The sequence below is a fragment of the Streptomyces sp. TOM-9 genome, from assembly GCF_056858595.1.
Window position 1 is genome coordinate 648305 of sequence record NZ_JBXEQB010000001.1, and the last position, 15748, is coordinate 664052.

Annotated in this window: 16 protein-coding genes; 6 read left to right on the top strand and 10 right to left on the bottom strand. The window is 73.7% G+C overall.

Annotated features, from left to right (window positions below; all coding sequences use genetic code 11):
* Positions 1-40: 40 nt before the first annotated feature.
* A complete protein-coding gene (locus tag AC1VWI_RS02980; RefSeq protein WP_499509319.1) occupies positions 41-1060 on the bottom strand; it encodes a thaumatin family protein in 1020 nt (339 codons plus the stop codon).
* Positions 1061-1270: 210 nt separating this feature from the next.
* Here AC1VWI_RS02980 and AC1VWI_RS02985 point away from each other — a divergent pair, with 210 nt between their 5' ends.
* A complete protein-coding gene (locus tag AC1VWI_RS02985; RefSeq protein WP_499509320.1) occupies positions 1271-3160 on the top strand; it encodes a sigma-70 family RNA polymerase sigma factor in 1890 nt (629 codons plus the stop codon).
* Between the two features lie 161 nt (positions 3161-3321).
* Positions 3322-3837, top strand: coding sequence for a protein-tyrosine phosphatase family protein (locus AC1VWI_RS02990; protein WP_499509321.1), 516 nt, complete (start codon positions 3322-3324; stop codon positions 3835-3837).
* Here AC1VWI_RS02990 and AC1VWI_RS02995 read toward each other — a convergent pair.
* Genes AC1VWI_RS02995 through AC1VWI_RS03010 form a run of 4 tightly spaced genes read right to left on the bottom strand, consistent with a single transcriptional unit; the run spans position 3830 to position 7668 of the window.
* Positions 3830-4828: a substrate-binding domain-containing protein gene (locus tag AC1VWI_RS02995; protein WP_499509322.1), complete on the bottom strand. Its 999-nt coding sequence runs from the start codon at positions 4826-4828 to the stop codon at positions 3830-3832. The two genes, AC1VWI_RS02990 and AC1VWI_RS02995, sit on opposite strands and share 8 nt — an antisense overlap.
* Before the next feature lie 8 nt (positions 4829-4836).
* On the bottom strand, positions 4837-5859 hold the full coding sequence (locus AC1VWI_RS03000) for an amidohydrolase family protein (RefSeq protein ID WP_499509323.1): 1023 nt from the start codon (positions 5857-5859) through the stop codon (positions 4837-4839).
* Positions 5849-6556, bottom strand: coding sequence for a 4-carboxy-4-hydroxy-2-oxoadipate aldolase/oxaloacetate decarboxylase (locus AC1VWI_RS03005; protein WP_499509324.1), 708 nt, complete (start codon positions 6554-6556; stop codon positions 5849-5851). The genes AC1VWI_RS03000 and AC1VWI_RS03005 overlap by 11 nt, the downstream gene beginning before the upstream one ends.
* On the bottom strand, positions 6553-7668 hold the full coding sequence (locus AC1VWI_RS03010; protein ID WP_499509325.1) for a zinc-dependent alcohol dehydrogenase: 1116 nt from the start codon (positions 7666-7668) through the stop codon (positions 6553-6555). Before AC1VWI_RS03010 ends, AC1VWI_RS03005 begins: the two co-directional genes overlap by 4 nt.
* Positions 7669-7775: 107 nt before the next feature.
* Here AC1VWI_RS03010 and AC1VWI_RS03015 point away from each other — a divergent pair, with 107 nt between their 5' ends.
* The 3 genes from AC1VWI_RS03015 (at position 7776) to AC1VWI_RS03025 (ending at position 9863) form a co-directional block, all read left to right on the top strand.
* Positions 7776-8726 carry a substrate-binding domain-containing protein gene (locus AC1VWI_RS03015; protein ID WP_499509326.1) on the top strand — a complete coding sequence of 317 codons (951 nt, stop codon included), beginning with the start codon at positions 7776-7778 and terminating at the stop codon, positions 8724-8726.
* 20 nt (positions 8727-8746) lie between these two features.
* Positions 8747-9223 carry an RpiB/LacA/LacB family sugar-phosphate isomerase gene (locus AC1VWI_RS03020; protein ID WP_499509327.1) on the top strand — a complete coding sequence of 159 codons (477 nt, stop codon included), beginning with the start codon at positions 8747-8749 and terminating at the stop codon, positions 9221-9223.
* Between the two features lie 133 nt (positions 9224-9356).
* Positions 9357-9863: a hypothetical protein gene (locus AC1VWI_RS03025; protein ID WP_499509328.1), complete on the top strand. Its 507-nt coding sequence runs from the start codon at positions 9357-9359 to the stop codon at positions 9861-9863.
* On the opposite strand, the gene AC1VWI_RS03030 is transcribed toward AC1VWI_RS03025, so the two are convergent.
* Complete coding sequence (locus tag AC1VWI_RS03030; protein WP_499509329.1) at positions 9823-10728, bottom strand: LysR family transcriptional regulator; 906 nt, start codon at positions 10726-10728, stop codon at positions 9823-9825. The two genes, AC1VWI_RS03025 and AC1VWI_RS03030, sit on opposite strands and share 41 nt — an antisense overlap.
* A gap of 112 nt (positions 10729-10840) precedes the next feature.
* Between AC1VWI_RS03030 and AC1VWI_RS03035 the strand changes: the two genes are divergently transcribed.
* Positions 10841-12112, top strand: a complete 1272-nt coding sequence (locus tag AC1VWI_RS03035; RefSeq protein WP_499509330.1) for an MFS transporter — start codon at positions 10841-10843, stop codon at positions 12110-12112.
* Positions 12113-12201: 89 nt separating this feature from the next.
* Here AC1VWI_RS03035 and AC1VWI_RS03040 read toward each other — a convergent pair whose 3' ends face one another.
* The 4 genes from AC1VWI_RS03040 to AC1VWI_RS03055 form a co-directional block, all read right to left on the bottom strand.
* Positions 12202-13059: an alpha/beta fold hydrolase gene (locus tag AC1VWI_RS03040; protein WP_499509331.1), complete on the bottom strand. Its 858-nt coding sequence runs from the start codon at positions 13057-13059 to the stop codon at positions 12202-12204.
* Positions 13060-13086: 27 nt separating this feature from the next.
* A complete protein-coding gene (locus AC1VWI_RS03045; RefSeq protein ID WP_499509332.1) occupies positions 13087-13932 on the bottom strand; it encodes a 3-methyl-2-oxobutanoate hydroxymethyltransferase in 846 nt (281 codons plus the stop codon).
* 11 nt (positions 13933-13943) lie between these two features.
* On the bottom strand, positions 13944-14369 hold the full coding sequence (locus AC1VWI_RS03050; protein WP_499509333.1) for a 3-methyl-2-oxobutanoate hydroxymethyltransferase: 426 nt from the start codon (positions 14367-14369) through the stop codon (positions 13944-13946).
* 76 nt (positions 14370-14445) lie between these two features.
* Entirely contained in the window at positions 14446-15732 is a 1287-nt protein-coding gene (locus AC1VWI_RS03055; protein WP_499509334.1) for an aromatic ring-hydroxylating dioxygenase subunit alpha, read from the bottom strand.
* Positions 15733-15748 lie beyond the last annotated feature (16 nt).

The following is a 15748-nucleotide window of genomic DNA, read 5'->3' on the forward strand; positions in this document are numbered from 1 at the left end:
CGCTGCGCCGTGCCCTCGACGCCGCCTGGCGCGCCGCGGGCTACCCCGTGGTGCCGAAGGTCACCCGGTAGTCGCACCGGCCCTTGCACGCCATGGTCGCCGCGTCGTCGAAGGCGTACGAGTAGGCGTACGGCGCGGCGTCCTTGAAGACCCGGGTGTAGTCGACGGGCCATTTCGACGGCACGCAGTGCTCGCGGCCCGCCCAGGCACCGCGGCAGCAGTAGGCGTCGCCGCCGAAGGCCGCACAGGGCGGCTTGCAGCCGATCACCTGCCCGCCGGCCTTCGCCCACATGGCGGCAGGGCAGTCGACCGGCTCGGTGCACGCCCCGCGGTAGCAGCCGTCGGGGCTGACCGGGTCGCGGGTGGTGGTGTGGGAGATGTTGATGTACATGGGCAGGTTGGCGCCGTCGACCATGCTGACGTCGTAGAAGTCCATCCCCGCGTAGGCGTCGAAGCTGAACTCCCCCAGCGTGGTGGGCGGGTTGGGCCCGGTGCACACCGATGTGCAGTCCCCGGTACGGCAGGGCCCCGCGGCCGTGGAGTCGCATCCCGTCCGGCCCCAGATGCGGCCGCCCCAGCCGTCCGGCACCGAGAGCGAGGTGCCCTGCCCGGGGGCGAGCCGGCGTCCCCGCGGATAGGCCGGCGAGTCGGTGACGACCGCCCAGACGGTTTCCTGCGTGTGGTTGACCACGGTGATCAGCCGCGCGCCGGGCGGGGCGCCGGCGGCGGACGTCCGTCGCGTCCCGGGGGTCTTCGTGGCGGTGGCGGCCGTAGGACCGGGCGTACCCGAAGGACGGGCGCTCGGTGAGGGGAGCGTGGCCGAAGGCGAGGGCGACACGGGCGGATGCGTCCCGCGGGAGGGGGCGGCGGACGTGCCGTGGGCCGTCGTCGCTGCGCGCCCGCCTTCGGCCGTCGCCCCGCCGGGCCGGAACGGTGACAGCGTGCCCCCGGCGATCAGCGCCGTGACCGTGATCCCGGCGGCCGCCGCGAGCACCGCGACGGCCGCCCACCGTCCGCGCCCCGTCCTGGATCCGGTTCCGTGCCGGCTGTGTCGTGCCATTCTTGTGCCTTCCTCGTCCTCGCCTGGTGCGTACGCACGTATCGGGGACCGCCGGGGCCACTGGCGGACAACACAAATCCGCTGACGGACCCTGCGGGATTTGTGTTGTCCGGGAGCGCGCGGCCCGTCTCCTGTAGGTGGAGGCATCGCGGTCGCCGGGCGGCCGCGCGGTCGTGGACAGCGAGAGCAAGTAGGGAAGAGTGGGGCCACATGCGCAAGACGCACCGGAGCGGACCCGGCGCCGGGGTGGTGGTGGCGGCACGCTCGGGCGACCGGCAGGCCCTCGACCGGCTGGTGGCGGAGTGCCTGCCGCTGGTCTACAACATCGTCGGACGGGCGCTGGACGGCCATGCCGACGTCGACGACGTCGTACAGGAGACGCTGTTGCGCATGGTGCGGGGGCTGTCGGAGCTGCGGGACCCGGCGGCGTTCCGGTCCTGGCTGGTGGCGATCACGATCCGGCAGGTCCGCGACCGTGAGCGGGACCGTGCCGCGGCCCGGCACCGCAGCGCCGGCCTGGAGGACGCCGAGCGCATACCGGACCCGGCGCTGGACTTCGCGGGGCTGACGATCCTGCGCCTCGGGCTCACCGAGCAGCGCCGTGAGGTCGCCGAGGCCACCCGGTGGCTGGACGAGGACGATCGGGAACTGCTGTCGCTGTGGTGGCTGGAGGAGACCGGGGAGCTGGACCGGGCCGACCTCGCCGCCGCGCTGGGCCTGTCGGACCGGCACGCGGCGGTACGGGTGCAGCGCATGAAGAAGCAGATGGAGGCCTCCCGCGTGGTCGTCCGGGCGCTGTCCGCGGCGCCCGGCTGCGGCGAGTTGCGGGCGACGGCCGCCACCTGGGACGGCGTGCCGAGCCCGCTGTGGCGCAAGCGGTTCGCCCGGCACATCCGCGGGTGCGGTGGCTGCGGCGGGATGGAGGAGGGGCTGCTCCCCATGGACCGGCTGCTCAGTGGGCTGCCGCTGCTCGCGGTGCCGTCGGCGCTGGACCCGGGGCGGGTGGTCGCCGCGGTGACCGGGCAGGCCGGGACCGGGCCGGCACCCGTGCCCCGTCCGGCCGCGCGCGGCGCCCACCGGGCCACCGGCCGGGCCGCGTCGCGCGGGCTGCGGACCCCCGTCCTCGGCGGGGCGGCGGTCGCGGCGGTGGTGGCCGCGGCGCTGGTCGCCACCCGGCTCCTGACCGGTCCGTCGCCGGCGCCGCAGGCGGACGCGCTCCCGGCGGCCTCCCCCACGGCCGCCACGGCGACGGCCTCGCCCCGCTCCCCCAGCCCGTCGCCCTCGCCGAGCCCCTCCAAGAAGCCCACGAAGAAGGCCCCGTCACCCAAGACGACCCGGCAGGCACCCGTGGTGCGGGTCGCCTCGTCCGGCAAGAAGGGCGTCGGTGTGTGGACCTTCCCCGGCGTGGGCAAGGCCCTCGCCTCGTCCGGTGCGAGCTGGTACTACACCTGGTCCACGGGCCACCAGGACGTCGCCTCGCCGCCGTCGGGCCGCTTCGTTCCCATGATCTGGGGGCCCGCCTCCGTCACCGCGGACTCCCTGGCCCAGGCGAAGGCGCAGGGCCCGTACCTGCTCGGCTTCAACGAGCCCGACATGGCCCAGCAGTCGAACATGTCGGTGGAGCAGGCCCTGACCCAGTGGCCGCGGCTGATGGACGCCGGCCGGATCCTCGGCAGCCCGGCCGTCGCCACGAACGGCGCCACCCCCGGCGGCTGGCTCGACCGCTTCATGTCGGGCGCCGCGGCCAAGGGCTACCGCGTCGACTTCGTCACCCTGCACTGGTACGGCGGCGACTTCCGCACCGCGGAGGCCGTGTCGCAGCTGACGTCCTATCTGGAGGCGGTCCACCAGCGCTATCACAAGCCGATCTGGCTGACCGAGTACGCCCTGATCGACTTCTCCCACGGAACCCGTTTCCCCACCCCGGACCAGCAGGCCGCCTTCGTCACCGCCTCCACCAAGGCCCTGGAGGCGCTCCCGTACATACAGCGCTACGCCTGGTTCGGCCTCGGCGCGGACCCGGCCAAACCCAGCAGCGGCCTGTTCACCGACGGCACCCACACGACCCCCGCGGGCCGGGCCTTCCAGGCGGCCGGCTGATCCGCCAGACGTGATGGGCCGCGCCGGCGACCGGGGGGGTGGGTGGTCGCGGCGCGGCCGTACTGCTCGGCTTCCCGGGTGAGGCCGGTTCATGCAGCCGGTTCCGGAAGAGGGAACCCCTGCCCGGGCGGGCGGCGTTGGAGGAACCGGAGGGCTGCGACATGAGGACACGTCAAAAGGATCGCGACGTTCCGGGGCCGGGCGCGGCGTGGAACGAGGTCGTGCCGGGGCTGTGGATGGGCGGCCACTACTGGACCGACGCCAGGGGCGAGCTGCAACCGGCCGTGGCGGGCTGCGAGTTCGACCTCGTCGTCAGCCTCTTCACGCGCTCCGGGCACGGCCCGGCACCCGGCGTGGAGCACCTCGTGGCCGAGATCCCGGACGGGCCGCTCACCTCGGGGCAGATCGAGGCGGTGCAGCGGCTCGCCCGCACGGTCGCCTGGGCCGTGCGGGGCGGACGCCGCACACTGGTGCGCTGCCACTCCGGTTACAACCGTTCCGGGCTGGTCGTGGCGCAGGCGTTCGTGGACGGGGGCCACGAGGTGACCGGCGCCGTCGCGCTGGTCCGGGAGCGGCGCTCGCCCTGTGCGCTCAACAACGGGACCTTCGTGGAGTACCTCACCACGGGCCTGGACGTGGCGCGCCTGCTCACGGACCTGGACCCCACCCTCAGATGACCGCAGCCTCCAGCGACTCCGGGGCGAAGAGCTCCTCCGGGGTCCAGCGGCGGCCGGAGAGGCCCTGCTCGTGGTGGTAGCGCAGGAAGGTGGCGAGGGTGTCGCGGTTGGCGCCGAGCCCGTACGACCAGTAGTCGCGGCCCAGCAGGTCTCTGGCCTCCTCCAGCTGCGGGGTGAGCCAGGGCAGCATGAAGCGCAGCGCCGAGGTGTCGTAGAGGGTGGCGTACGCGGCGTCCTTGGCGGCGAGCAGCGCCTTGTACAGGGACTGGGCGACCCAGGGCTGACGGTCGTACACGTCGCGGCGGACGACGACCACGTGCATGATCGGGAAGATCCCCGTGGCCGCGTGGTACTCCTTCTCGGCGGCGACGACGTCGGGGAACACCCGGCGCACCCGGGGGTCGCCGGCGGTGAAGGGACCGGGGACGCGGGGGGTGCACAGGGCGTCGATCTCTCCGGAGGAGAGGAGCTCGGAGAGGGTACGGCCCTCGGGGACGCGCTCGACCCGCACCGTGCCGGGGAGGTCGACCGAGGCCTTCTCGACGCGGCCGGGGGTCTCCTGGCCGCCCGTGACGTAGGTGACCGAGTCGAAGGGGACGCCGTGCCGGTCGGCGAGGATGCCGCGCATCCACACGCAGGCGGTGAGCTGGAACTCGGGGGTGCCGACACGCTTGCCGCGCAGGTCCTCGGGGCCGGTGATGCCGGAGTCGGCGTGGCAGTACAGCGCGCCGTGCCGGAACATGCGGGAGGTGAAGACCGGCAGGGCCACGAAGGGCGAGGGCTCGGTGCCGTCGCCGAGGGACAGGACGTACGAGGAGAGCGACATCTCGGCGACCTCGAACTCACGGTGCCGCATCATCCGGAAGAAGGTCTCCTCCACGGGCAGCCGCAGGTAGGTCAGGTCGATGCCGTCGGGGCGGATCGTGCCCTCCTCCAGGGCGCGGGTGCGGTCGTAGTCGCCGCAGGCGAAGGTGAGGTGCAGTCGGGTCATGGTGCGGGCTACCTGCCTTCCGCTGTGAGCCGGGCGTCCAGGCGCGGGTAGACGCGCCGGGCGTTGTCCTCGTAGACCTTGCGCAGTTGCCCCTCGGTGAGGCCGGCCCGGTCGACGTACTGCTTGGTGTCGTCCCAGGCGATGCCGGTGGCGGGGTCGACGCCGCGGACGGCGCCGAGCATCTCCGAGGCGAACAGGATGTTGCCGGTGTCGACGACCCGGTGGAGCAGGTCGATGCCGGGCTGGTGGTAGACGCAGGTGTCGAACCAGACGTTCTTCATGACGTGTTCGGCGGGGTCGGGGCGGCCGAGCCGGACGGCCAGGCCCCGGTAGCGGCCCCAGTGGTAGGGGACGGCGCCGCCGCCGTGCGGGACGACGAAGCGCAGCGCGGGGAAGCGGGCGAAGAGTTCGCCCTCCACGAACTGCATGAAGGCGGAGGTGTCGGCGTTGAGGTAGTGCGCGCCGAGGGCGTGGAAGGCGGGGTTGCAGGAGGCCGACACGTGGATCATCGCGGGGACGTCCAGTTCGGTCATAACCTCGTAGAGGGGGTACCAGTACGGGTCGGTGAGCGGCGGTGCGGTCCAGTGGCCGCCCGAGGGGTCGGGGTTGAGGTTGCAGCCGACGAACCCGAGGCCGGTGACGCAGCGCCGCAGTTCGGCGACGGCGTCGTCGAGCGGGCCGCCGGGGGTCTGGGGCAGCTGGCACACCCCGGCGAAGTGCCGGGGGAAGAGGGTGGTGACGCGGTGGACGAGGTCGTTGTTCGCGCGGGCCCAGTCGCGGGCGGTCGCGCGGTCGGGGACGTGGTGCTCCATCCCCGAGGCCTTCGGGGACAGGAGCATGAGGTCGGCGCCGCGTTCGCGGAGCAGCTTGAGCTGGTGGTCCTCGATGCTCTCCCGGACGGCGTCGTCGCTGATGGCGGTGGGCGCCGGGGCGGGGAGGGCGGGATCACGGAGCCTGGCGAGCTGGGCGTCGCGGTAGGCCTGATGCTGTGGCGGGGCGGTGGTGTAGTGGCCGTGGACGTCAATGATCACCGGTGGCCTCCTGGTCGGCGTCGGCGTCGGCATAGGTCAGGCCCTTACGGGCGAGGCGGTCGCGCATGGCGTTGACGTCGAGCCCGAGTTCGCCGTTCGCGTAGCGCTCCCGGGTGCCCGCCTCCTTCTCCTCGCGCGCGCGGGAGGCCGCCAGCACGTCGGCGGCGCGCAGCCGGGGGACGACGACCACGCCGTCGTCGTCGGCGACGATCACGTCGCCCGGGGCGACGTGCTGCCCGGCGCACACCACGGGGAGGTTGACGTCGCCGAGGGTCTCCTTGACGGTGCCGAAGGCGCTGATGTGCCGTGCCCAGACGGGGAAGCCCATCCGCTGCAGGTCGGCGACGTCGCGGCAGCCGGCGTCGATGACGACGCCGCGCACCCCGCGGGCGGCGACGGAGGTGGCGAGCAGGTCCCCGAAGTACCCCGCTTCCGAGGGGGAGGTGGGGGCGACGACGAGGACGTCGCCGTCGCGGCACTGCTCGACCGCGACGTGGATCATCCAGTTGTCGCCCGGCGGGACGGCGACGGTGACGGCGGTGCCGGCGATGTGCGCGCCCGGCCAGACGGGGCGCAGCGCCGGGGAGAGCAGCCCGGTGCGGCCCTGGGCCTCGTGGACGGTGGCGACGCCGTACGCGGCGAGGGCGTCGACGGTGGCGCGGTCGGCGCGGCGGGGGTTGCGGACGACGACGCTCATGCCGCCGCCCACGGCAGCAGGGAGACGTGCACGGCGTCCTCGCCCGTCTCCCCGCCGACGGTCCTGATGGCGCGGTCGGCCTCGGCGAGCGGGAAGCTGTGGGTGCTCAGCTTCTCCAGGGGGAAGCGTCCGGACGCGAGTTGTTCGAGGGCGAGTTCGCAGGAGCGGTAGCTGTGGCCGCGGGCGCTCTTGAGGCTGATGGACTTCTCGGTGAGCTTCTTCATGGGGAAGTCGGGGAAGGCGGCGAGTTCACCCTGGACGACCATGACGCCCTCGCGGCGCTTGAGCGCGTCGATGCCGAGGAGGACGGGTGCGGTGCCGGCGCCCGCGGTGCAGTCCAGGACGACGTCGACGCCGCGGCCGCCGGTGATCTCCAGTACGCGGGTGAGGGCGTCCTCCCGCTGGACGTCGACGACGTGGTCGGCGCCGAGTTCGCGGGCGAGGGAGAGCCGCGCGGCGTCGCGGGTGGTGCCGGTGACGACGACGGTGGCGGCGCCGGCCTGCTTGCAGGCGACGACCTGGGACAGGCCCTGCTGCCCGGGCCCCTGGATGAGGACGGTGGAGGCGTAGCCGACGCCCGCGGTGACCAGGGCCCATTCGATGCCGTTGGACAACGGCGTGACCAGTCCGGCGAGTTCGGCGGAGACCCCGTCGGGGACGCGGTGCGTCACGGCGTTCCAGGGCAGGTAGAGGTACTGGGCGAAGCCGCCCCACAGGTGGTAGGGGTGGTCGGCCGAGGTGTAGCCGTAGCGGCGGGCGTCGGGGTTGGTGCGCCAGTCGGTGGCCTCGCAGTGCCGGTACTCGCCGCGGTGGCACCATTCGCAGCGGAAGCAGCCGACGTAGTGCTCGGCGAAGACGCGGTCGCCCTCGCGCAGGCCCTTGCGCTCGGTGAAGGTGCGGCCGGCCCGCGCGATGACGCCGACGTTCTCGTGACCCATGATCACGGGATCGGCGAAGGGCGGCTTGCGGTACATCTTCACGTCGGTGCCGCAGATGCCCGCGACCTCGACCTTCAACAGGGCTCCGTCGTCAGGGACGTCGGGCATCGCGAACTCTCGCAGCTCGGTCGTGCCCGGGCCCGTCCTGACCGCCGCCAGCACCTTTTCGGCCATGGCCTCTCCTCGTGTAGGGGCTGTTCGCGAGGCACCTTAGTCTATGGCCTTATGGTCTGACCATGGTACCTTTCCCTGTGTCAGGAAGCGTCAGAAGGGCGGACGGCATGGACGGCACGGCGCGGCTCAGGACGGTCACGCGCACGCAGGGCAACAACGAGGCGCTCAAGACCGGCGCCGTCACCCCGCACGGCTTCCGCTTCGACTTCGAGGAGGTGCCCGTCCTCGTCGACGCCTTCCGGCGCATGGTCCGCGGGCTGGAGTTCGACGTCAGCGAGATGGCGCTCACCACCTACCTCGTGGCGAAGGCGCACGGCGCCCGGTTCACGGCCGTCCCCGCCTTCCTCGTCCGCGGTTTCCACCACGGCGCGATCCACCACGACCCCGCTTCGGACGTCCACGGACCCAAGGACCTGGAGGGCCGCCGGGTCGGCGTGAGCCGCGGCTACACGGTCACCACGGGCGTGTGGGCGCGGGCCGTCCTGCGGGACGAGTACGGGGTCGACCTCAGCCGGGTGACCTGGGTGCTCTCCGGTGACGAGCACGTCGCCGACTACCGGCCGCCGGCCAACGTCGTCCCGATGGAACCGGGACGCTCCCTGGAGCAGATGCTGCTCGCCGGCGAACTCGCCGCCGTCATCGGGCCGCCCCCCAAGTCGCCCGCCCTGGCGCCGCTGATCCCCGACGCGCGGGAGGCGGGCTTCACGGCCCTGCGCGAACGCGGCCTCTACCCGGTCAACCACCTCGTCGTCGTCAAGGACGAACTCCTCGCCGCCCGGCCCGAACTGGGTGCCGAGGTCTTCGACGCCTTCGCGCGCGCCAAGTCTCGCTACGTCGAGGGGCTGCGGGACGGCACCCGCGGTTCGGGCACGGCGACGGACGGCATGTACCGCCGGGTCATGGAGACCACCGGCGCCGACCCGCTGCCGTACGGCATCGAGCCCAACAGGGCGGTGCTGGAGGAACTGCTGCGGCACGCGGTGGACCAGCGCATCCTCGACCGCGCGGTGCCGCTCGACGGCCTGTTCGCCGAGACCACCCGCGACCTGACCGCCTGACGTCCCCCGAAGGAGGAGACATGGTGCGCATCGCCATCGCCGGGGACCACAACGGGGTCGCCCTCAAGGCCCGGCTGACCGCCTGGCTCACCGCCCGCGGCCACACCGTCGACGACCGCGGCAGCCACAGCGCCGACACCGTCGACTACCCGCCGCTGTGCGCGGACGTCTGCGACCGGGTCGTCGCCGGCGCCGCCGACCGCGGCATCGTCCTGGGCGGCAGCGGCCTGGGCGAGACCGTCGCCTGCAACAAGATGCCCGGCATCCGGGCGGGCCTGTGCCACGACGTGTGGAGCACCCGCATCTCACGGGGGAACAACGACTCCAACGTGCTGGTGCTGGCGGCGATGGTGCTCACCGCCGACCTGGCCGAGGAGATCGTGGCGGCCTGGCTGGAGACCCCGTTCAAGGGCGGCGTGCACCAGCGCCGCGTCGAGCAGATCGCCGCCCTGGAACGGCGCCCCTCCCCCACCGCGCCGGGGTCCCCGGGGGCCTGAGCCGCGCGGCGGACGTGCCACGGCTCAGGTGGCGCGGTGCGAGGTCCGGCGCGTTACTGGAAGGTATGCACGCGACGACCGGCACTCCCTCCCCCCGGCGCGACGGCGCGCCCGACCGAGGCGCGGTGATCCCGTGACGGGCCGCAACGGTTTCGGACCCGTGCACGGGGTGCTGTGCGGGGCGGCCGCGGGCGCGGCGGGCACGACGGCGCTCAACACCGTGGGCTACCTGGACATGCTGCTGCGCGGCCGTGGCGCCAGCTCCGCCCCGGCGACCACCGTCGAACGGCTCTCCGAGACCACGCACGTACCGATCCCCGGCGACGACGCCGCCCGCCGCAACCGCATCTCCTCGCTGGGCGCCCTCACGGGCATCGCGGCCGGGGCGGGCATGGGCGCGACGCTCGGGCTGGCCGTGGGCTGCGGCTGGCGCCCGGCCACGGCCGTGCTGACGGCGACGGCGACCGTGGGAGCGCTGATCGGCACCAACGGCCCGATGACCGTGCTGCGCGTGACGGATCCGCGCACCTGGTCGCGGTCGGACTGGATCTCCGACCTCGTGCCGCACGTGGCGTACGCCCTGGTCACCACGGCCGTCCTCACGGGGCTCCGGGCGGGACGCGTACGAACCGGCCGATGAGCGCCAGCAGCGCCGTGAGCGCGGCGCCGGGCCGGCGCACCGAGGAGTAGGCGACCCCCAGCGACCACTCGAGGGGCCCGCCCGCGACGGGGCGCACGCACACGCCCGGGTCGTCCGCGGCGACCGCGAAGGACGGCATGATGGCCACGCCGAGGCCCTGCCGGACGTAGTCGGCGGTCATGGTGATGTCGGTGACCTCGATGACCACGAAGCGCTCCAGGCCTGCGGCGGCGAACGCCCGGTCGACGACCAGGCGGTTCCCGAAGCCCACGGGCGAGTCGATGAAGGGCTCCCCCACCAGGTCGGCGAGGTCCACCGCGGATCCGGCTCCGGCCGGATGGCCGGCGGGCAGGACCGCCGTGAGCGGCACCGTGGCCAGCGACCGGACGGTCAGCCCGGCCGGCGGCCTGCCGGGCAGCGAGACGAACGCGACGTCCAGCTCACCGTCGACGAGGCCCTGGACGAGGCCCGCGGTACCACCGATCGACGCGCTGAGACGGATGCCGACCCGGGGATGGTCGGCGTGGAAGCGGCCGAAGAGCCCCGGCAGGTCGACGAGGGCGATGGAGGTCATCGTGCCGACCCGTACGGTGCCGCGCAGCCCACCGGCGACCTGGCCGACGGCGTCCCGGGCCGCCTGCGCGGCGGCCAGCGTCGCCCGTGCCTCAGGGAGCAAGGCCTCCCCGGCGGCGGTGAGGGCGACCTGCTTGGAGGTGCGCTCGAACAGCGGCGCCCCCAGCTCGCGCTCCAGCGCCCGGACGGCCGCCGACACCCCGGACTGCACCACGTGCAGCCGGCGGGCGGCGCGCGTGAAGTTCAGCTCCTCGGCAACGGTGAGGAAGTACTCGAGGTGACGGAGCTCCATGGCTGACCATCCATCAGATTGCTCGATGCGAGCACGGATCATCGTTGGACGCGATGGTACCTCCCGACGCACTCTTTGAGCGTTCAATCATTTCGTCAGCTCAGGAGAAGATGTGTCCCCCCAGACGGCCACCGCACGGCGCGTCGGCAGGCCCGCCTCCCGCGTCGGCGTCACCGCCCGCCCTCCCGTCCGTTCCGACCGCCGGCGCCCGCTCGGGCACGGCTCCGGCTTCTGGGTCATCGCCTTCGCCTTCCTCGTGGCGATGGCCTTCACCGCCGTCCCGGCCCCGCTGTGGGCGCTCTACCAGGCCCGTGAGGGCTTCTCCACCTTCATGGTCACGGTCGCCTTCGCCGCCTACGCGGTCGGGGTCGTCGTGAGCCTCTTCCTCGCCGGGCACGTCTCCGACTGGTTCGGCCGGCGCCGCGTCCTGCTGCCCGCCGTGATCGTCGAGGCCCTCTCGGCGGTGATGTTCCTGACGTCCACGTCGCTCGGGGTCGTGATCGCCGCCCGCGTCGTCTCCGGGCTGGGCGTCGGGATGATCACCGCCACGGCCACCGCGCACCTGGCGGAGCTGCACACCACCGCGCGGCCGCATGCGGGACGGGGCCGCTCCGACCTGATCTCCACCACCGCCAACATGGGCGGCTTCGCGGTGGGCCCGCTGGTGTCCGGACTGCTCGCCCAGTACGCGGGGGCGCCGCTGCGCACCCCGTACCTGGTCTTCCTCGGGCTGCTGCTGCTCGCCTCCGCGGGTGTGGCGCTCGTACCGGAGACCGTGGAACGGGCCGAGGAGCGCCCCGCCTACCGGCCGCAGCGCGTCACGGTCCCCCCGGCGGCGCGCCCGGCGTTCTTCGCCGCCTGCGGGGCGACCCTGGCGGCCTTCGCGGTGCTGGGCCTGTTCACCTCGGTGGGGCCCTCGTTCGTCGCCGGTACGCTGCACCACCCTTCGCGCGCGCTGGCCGGTCTGGTGCCGTTCCTGGACTTCGGTTGCGCGGCCGGCGCGCAGGCGCTGCTGCTGCGGGTCAGCGCCCGGCGTCAGCTGGCGACCGGCCTCACCTCGATGGTGGCCGGACTGGCCGCGGTGACCGCGGCCGTGTGGCTGCCGAGCTTCGGCCTGTTCCTGGCCGGCGGCATGGCCGCCGGTGCCGGTGCCGGTGTGCTCTTCAAGGGCACCGTGTCCACGGTCGTCTCCCTGGCGGAGCCGCGGCGCCGCGGCGAGGCCCTCGCGGGCCTGTTCCTGGCCGCGTACATCGGCCTGGCGGTGCCCGTCCTCGGGCTCGGCGTGGGCACGCTGTACGTCTCGCAGCGGCTGGCGCTCCTCGGTTTCGCCGCCGCGCTGATCGCGATCTGCGCGATCGTCAGCCGCCGCCTCCTGCGCCGCTGAGAACGGCCGGGCGGCCGGGCGGGCCCACGGAGATACGGGAGCCCGCCCGGCCGGTGCCCGGCAGCACGCCGATGACGCCGCGACGGCCGTCAGCCGCCGTCCGCGCCGCCCAGGAACCCCAGCACCCGGTCCGCCGCGGTCACCGCCGTCTGCTCCGCGACCGGGACCTCCCAGAACTCCGAGCGCGTCAGGCACTCCTGGAGGTAGCGGGCCGCCGAGGGCGCGTGGGAGTCGTCCTGGCCGGGGACGACCAGGGCCGGGACGTCGAGCAGGAGCAGGTCCTCGGGTTCGGGGCCGGGGACCGTGTCGCGGTCGAAGAGCAGCCGGGCCGACCCGGCGACGGTCACCCGGTACCGCTCGGGGTCGGTGCGGGCGTAGGCGTCGGCGAACTCCGCGTCGCCGCGGATGACATGGGCCCACGGCCCGACGCGGGGGTCGGCGGTGAAACCGGCACCGGTGGTCCTGGCGAGGTCGACGACCCCGCCGAGCCCGTGCTCCGCGGCGTACGCGAGGTGCCGCTCGAAGCGGGCGTGCTGCTTCATGCGGTACCTCACCCCGCCCGCCGGGGAGTACAGCACCATGCCCAGCACCCGTTCCGGGTGGGCCACCGCGAGCGCGGCCGCGGTCGAGCAGCCGACGCAGCCGCCCATCAGGTGGGCCCGTGCGATGCCGAGGTGGTCGAGGAGACCGCGGCCCTGGGCGGCGTAGGCCGCCCAGGACAGGCGCTCGACCCGGCCGCCGGAGCGCCCGGACTCGCGCCGGTCGAAGGTGATGCAGGTGTACCGCTCGGTGAGCCGGTCGAGCAGCCGCAGCCTCCGGTACACCCCGACCGTCCGCCAGCCCTCCAGGCTGGAGTCGAAGCCGCCTGGCGAGAACATCAGCAGCGGCGGCCCCGAGCCGGCCGTCTCGTAGCGCGTGGGGATCCCGTCGATGACGGCGGTGGGCATGCGCGGTGGTCCTCTCGGTGGTGCGGCTCAGCCGGCGGGCGGGACGGCGGGCGGCACGCGCACTCCACCGGGGATCTGCCGGGCCGCGCGGACGTCCGCCGCGTACGCGGTGATCGCGTCGAGCGTGACGGCGGCGACGTTGGCGTACGACTCGGGCGGGTCGTCGATGGCGTCCGCGGAGTAACCGATGGCCGCGTGGGCCATCCGCATCCGGCCGTCGAGCCAGGGGCCGCCGCCGAATCCGCCGACGACCGGGACCGAGACGGCGGCGGCGACGGCCGCGCCGACGACGGGGCCGGAGTTGGTGAAGTTGAGCAGCGCGGCGCCGGCGTCCTCCAGCCGTCTGGCCTCGGCGACGAGGGCGTCGGTCATCTCCTCCGGCACCTGGTCGGCGGCCGAGGGGACCGCCCGGTACGCGACCCCGTAGCGCAGCGCGGTCTGGGGCGTGATGCCGAACTGGGCGAACACCGGGATGCCGGCGCGGGTGACGGCCGCCACCGCCTCCAGGAAGTCCGGGGCGCCGTCGAGTTTGACCATGTCGACGCCCGCCTCCTTCACGAAGCGGATCGCCGCCCGTACGGCGCTGCCGGTGCCCTCCTGGAGCGGGCCGAAGGGGAAGTCGGCGCTGAGCAGGGCCCTGCTGACGCCGCGCCGGACGGCCTTGGTGACGACGAGCATCTCGTCCATCGTGATCTCGAGGGGGTTGGCGTGCCCCCACAGGTTGACCCCGACCGTGTCGCCGACGGAGACCAGGTCGACCCCGGCCCGGTCCACGATGCGCGCCATCTGGTGGTCCCAGGCGACGACGCCGACGATCTTGCGGCCCTCCTCCTTCATACGCCGCAGATCGCGCAGGCTGGTCTTGCCGGGCATGCCACGTCCTCCTAGACCCTGAGTGCGGTGAGCAGTTCGAAGACGTCGCCCTCGTCGGCGGAGAGCAGCAGCACCCGCGCGTAGGGGCGCAGCGCCGCGACGGCGTCGTCGGCCTCGAAGCCGTCGCCGAGGACGACGCCCGCGGTGGTGATGCCGTGCTGCCAGCAGAACCGGCCGATGGTGGCGGCCGTGGCCCGGCCGCCGTCCTCGGTGGCGAGGACGACGACGACGTCGCTGCCGTCCAGGACCGCGGGCAGCGTCGCGGGCGTGCCGTCGAGGGCGTGCAGCAGGGGGTCGTCGGTCCCGGCGGGGCGGGGGCCGCCGCCGGTGTAGAACCGGGCGTGGGCCCAGGGGTGTTCGGCCAGCCTCCGGGCGACGGCGGTCGCCCGGCCGTCCAGCCCGATGACGCGGGCGGCGCGGGCCGGCGCGATGGGCACGCGGATCCTGAACCGGGACTCGCCGGCGGAGGCCGCCCGCGCGCTCTCGCTCGGGTACACGGTGGGCGCCGCCACGTCAGACCGATGCCTGGGGGACGCCGGGGGTGACCTTGACCGCGTCGCGGCAGGAGTCGAGGAAGGACTCGGCCTGCGGCAGGACCACCGCCGCCGAGCGGACCCGCTGGTGCTCGGGGTCCACGCCGGGCGGTGTCACCCCCTGGTCCCGCAGGGCGAGCGCGGCCTTGCGGAGCTTCTGCCGGGCCTTGATGATCCCGCTGTCGGCGGGGACGAGCCGCTCGCGGGTGCGGTCGACGACCGGGCCCATGCTCTCCTGGAGCGAGGCGTCCTGCATGGCGATGCCGGCCACGCCGGAGTAGGTGTCGCCGCGGCGCTGGGCCTCACGGTCGATCAGGTAGTCGTTGTCCATGTTGGCGACGGGCCGGTAGGTGCCGGGGATATTCTTGCTGTGGACCCCGTGGCCGTCGGCCATCGCCTGCCGCTCGGTGTCGGTGAGCGCGCGGACGGGGTGGTAGTCGAAGGAGTAGGTCCAGCAGTTCTCGTCGTCGATCGGCACCCAGAAGTGGCCGTGCACGGGGTGGTCGCCGCGGGGCGGCACCATCGTGAAGGCCGGCATCACCCAGGGCGTGATGCGCCAGTAGTAGGTGCCCTCCTCGGCGTTGCGGCGGGCACCGACGAAGAGTCCCCCTTCGCTGTCGGCGACCTCGAAGAAGGGCTTGGTGTCCTTCATGTTGTACTCGTTGCCCTTGGCGCCCCTGAACAGCGGGTCGGTCTTCAGCCCGCCGGAGTGCAGGAACGTCACGTGGCTGGAGTCGATGCCGCCCTCGAAGGCCTGCAGCCAGTTGCACTGCTGCCAGCGCTTGGAGGTGTAGGTCTGCTCGGCCGGCACGTGGCACCACTCGAATGCGGGCAGCGGCGGCTGGGTGGCCTTGTCGCCCATGTACGTCCACAGCACGTCGCCGATCCTGACCAGCGGGTACGCGGTGAGCTGGACGTTCTGGCAGAAGCTGCTGTTGTCGGCCTCGGAGGGGACCTCCACGCACTGGCCGGTGACGTCGTACTTCCAGCCGTGGTACGGGCAGCGCAGCCCGGAGCCCTCGTTCCGGCCGAACCAGAGGGAGGCGCCGCGGTGCGCGCAGAACTCGTCGATCAGGCCGTAGCGTCCCTCGCTGTCGCGGAAGGCGACCATGCGTTCCGACAGCAGTTTCACGCGCACCGGCGGGCAGTCGTCCCCGGGGAGCTCCTCGGCGAGCAGTGCGGGGATCCAGTACTGCCGGAACAGCTCGCCCATGGGCGTGCCGGGGCCGGTCTGCGTGAGGAGCTCGTTGATGTCTTTTCTGAGCACGGCCGTTTCCCTTTCG

What these genes read in the sequence shown, in the direction of transcription:
- AC1VWI_RS02980 (WP_499509319.1), bottom strand. Translation starts at nt 1,060, where the DNA reads ATGGCACGACACAGCCGGCACGGAACCGGATCCAGGACGGGGCGCGGA.
- AC1VWI_RS02985 (WP_499509320.1), top strand. Translation starts at nt 1,271, where the DNA reads ATGCGCAAGACGCACCGGAGCGGACCCGGCGCCGGGGTGGTGGTGGCG.
- AC1VWI_RS02990 (WP_499509321.1), top strand. Translation starts at nt 3,322, where the DNA reads ATGAGGACACGTCAAAAGGATCGCGACGTTCCGGGGCCGGGCGCGGCG.
- AC1VWI_RS02995 (WP_499509322.1), bottom strand. Translation starts at nt 4,828, where the DNA reads ATGACCCGACTGCACCTCACCTTCGCCTGCGGCGACTACGACCGCACC.
- AC1VWI_RS03005 (WP_499509324.1), bottom strand. Translation starts at nt 6,556, where the DNA reads ATGAGCGTCGTCGTCCGCAACCCCCGCCGCGCCGACCGCGCCACCGTC.
- AC1VWI_RS03010 (WP_499509325.1), bottom strand. Translation starts at nt 7,668, where the DNA reads ATGGCCGAAAAGGTGCTGGCGGCGGTCAGGACGGGCCCGGGCACGACC.
- AC1VWI_RS03015 (WP_499509326.1), top strand. Translation starts at nt 7,776, where the DNA reads ATGGACGGCACGGCGCGGCTCAGGACGGTCACGCGCACGCAGGGCAAC.
- AC1VWI_RS03020 (WP_499509327.1), top strand. Translation starts at nt 8,747, where the DNA reads ATGGTGCGCATCGCCATCGCCGGGGACCACAACGGGGTCGCCCTCAAG.
- AC1VWI_RS03030 (WP_499509329.1), bottom strand. Translation starts at nt 10,728, where the DNA reads ATGGAGCTCCGTCACCTCGAGTACTTCCTCACCGTTGCCGAGGAGCTG.
- AC1VWI_RS03040 (WP_499509331.1), bottom strand. Translation starts at nt 13,059, where the DNA reads ATGCCCACCGCCGTCATCGACGGGATCCCCACGCGCTACGAGACGGCC.
- AC1VWI_RS03045 (WP_499509332.1), bottom strand. Translation starts at nt 13,932, where the DNA reads ATGCCCGGCAAGACCAGCCTGCGCGATCTGCGGCGTATGAAGGAGGAG.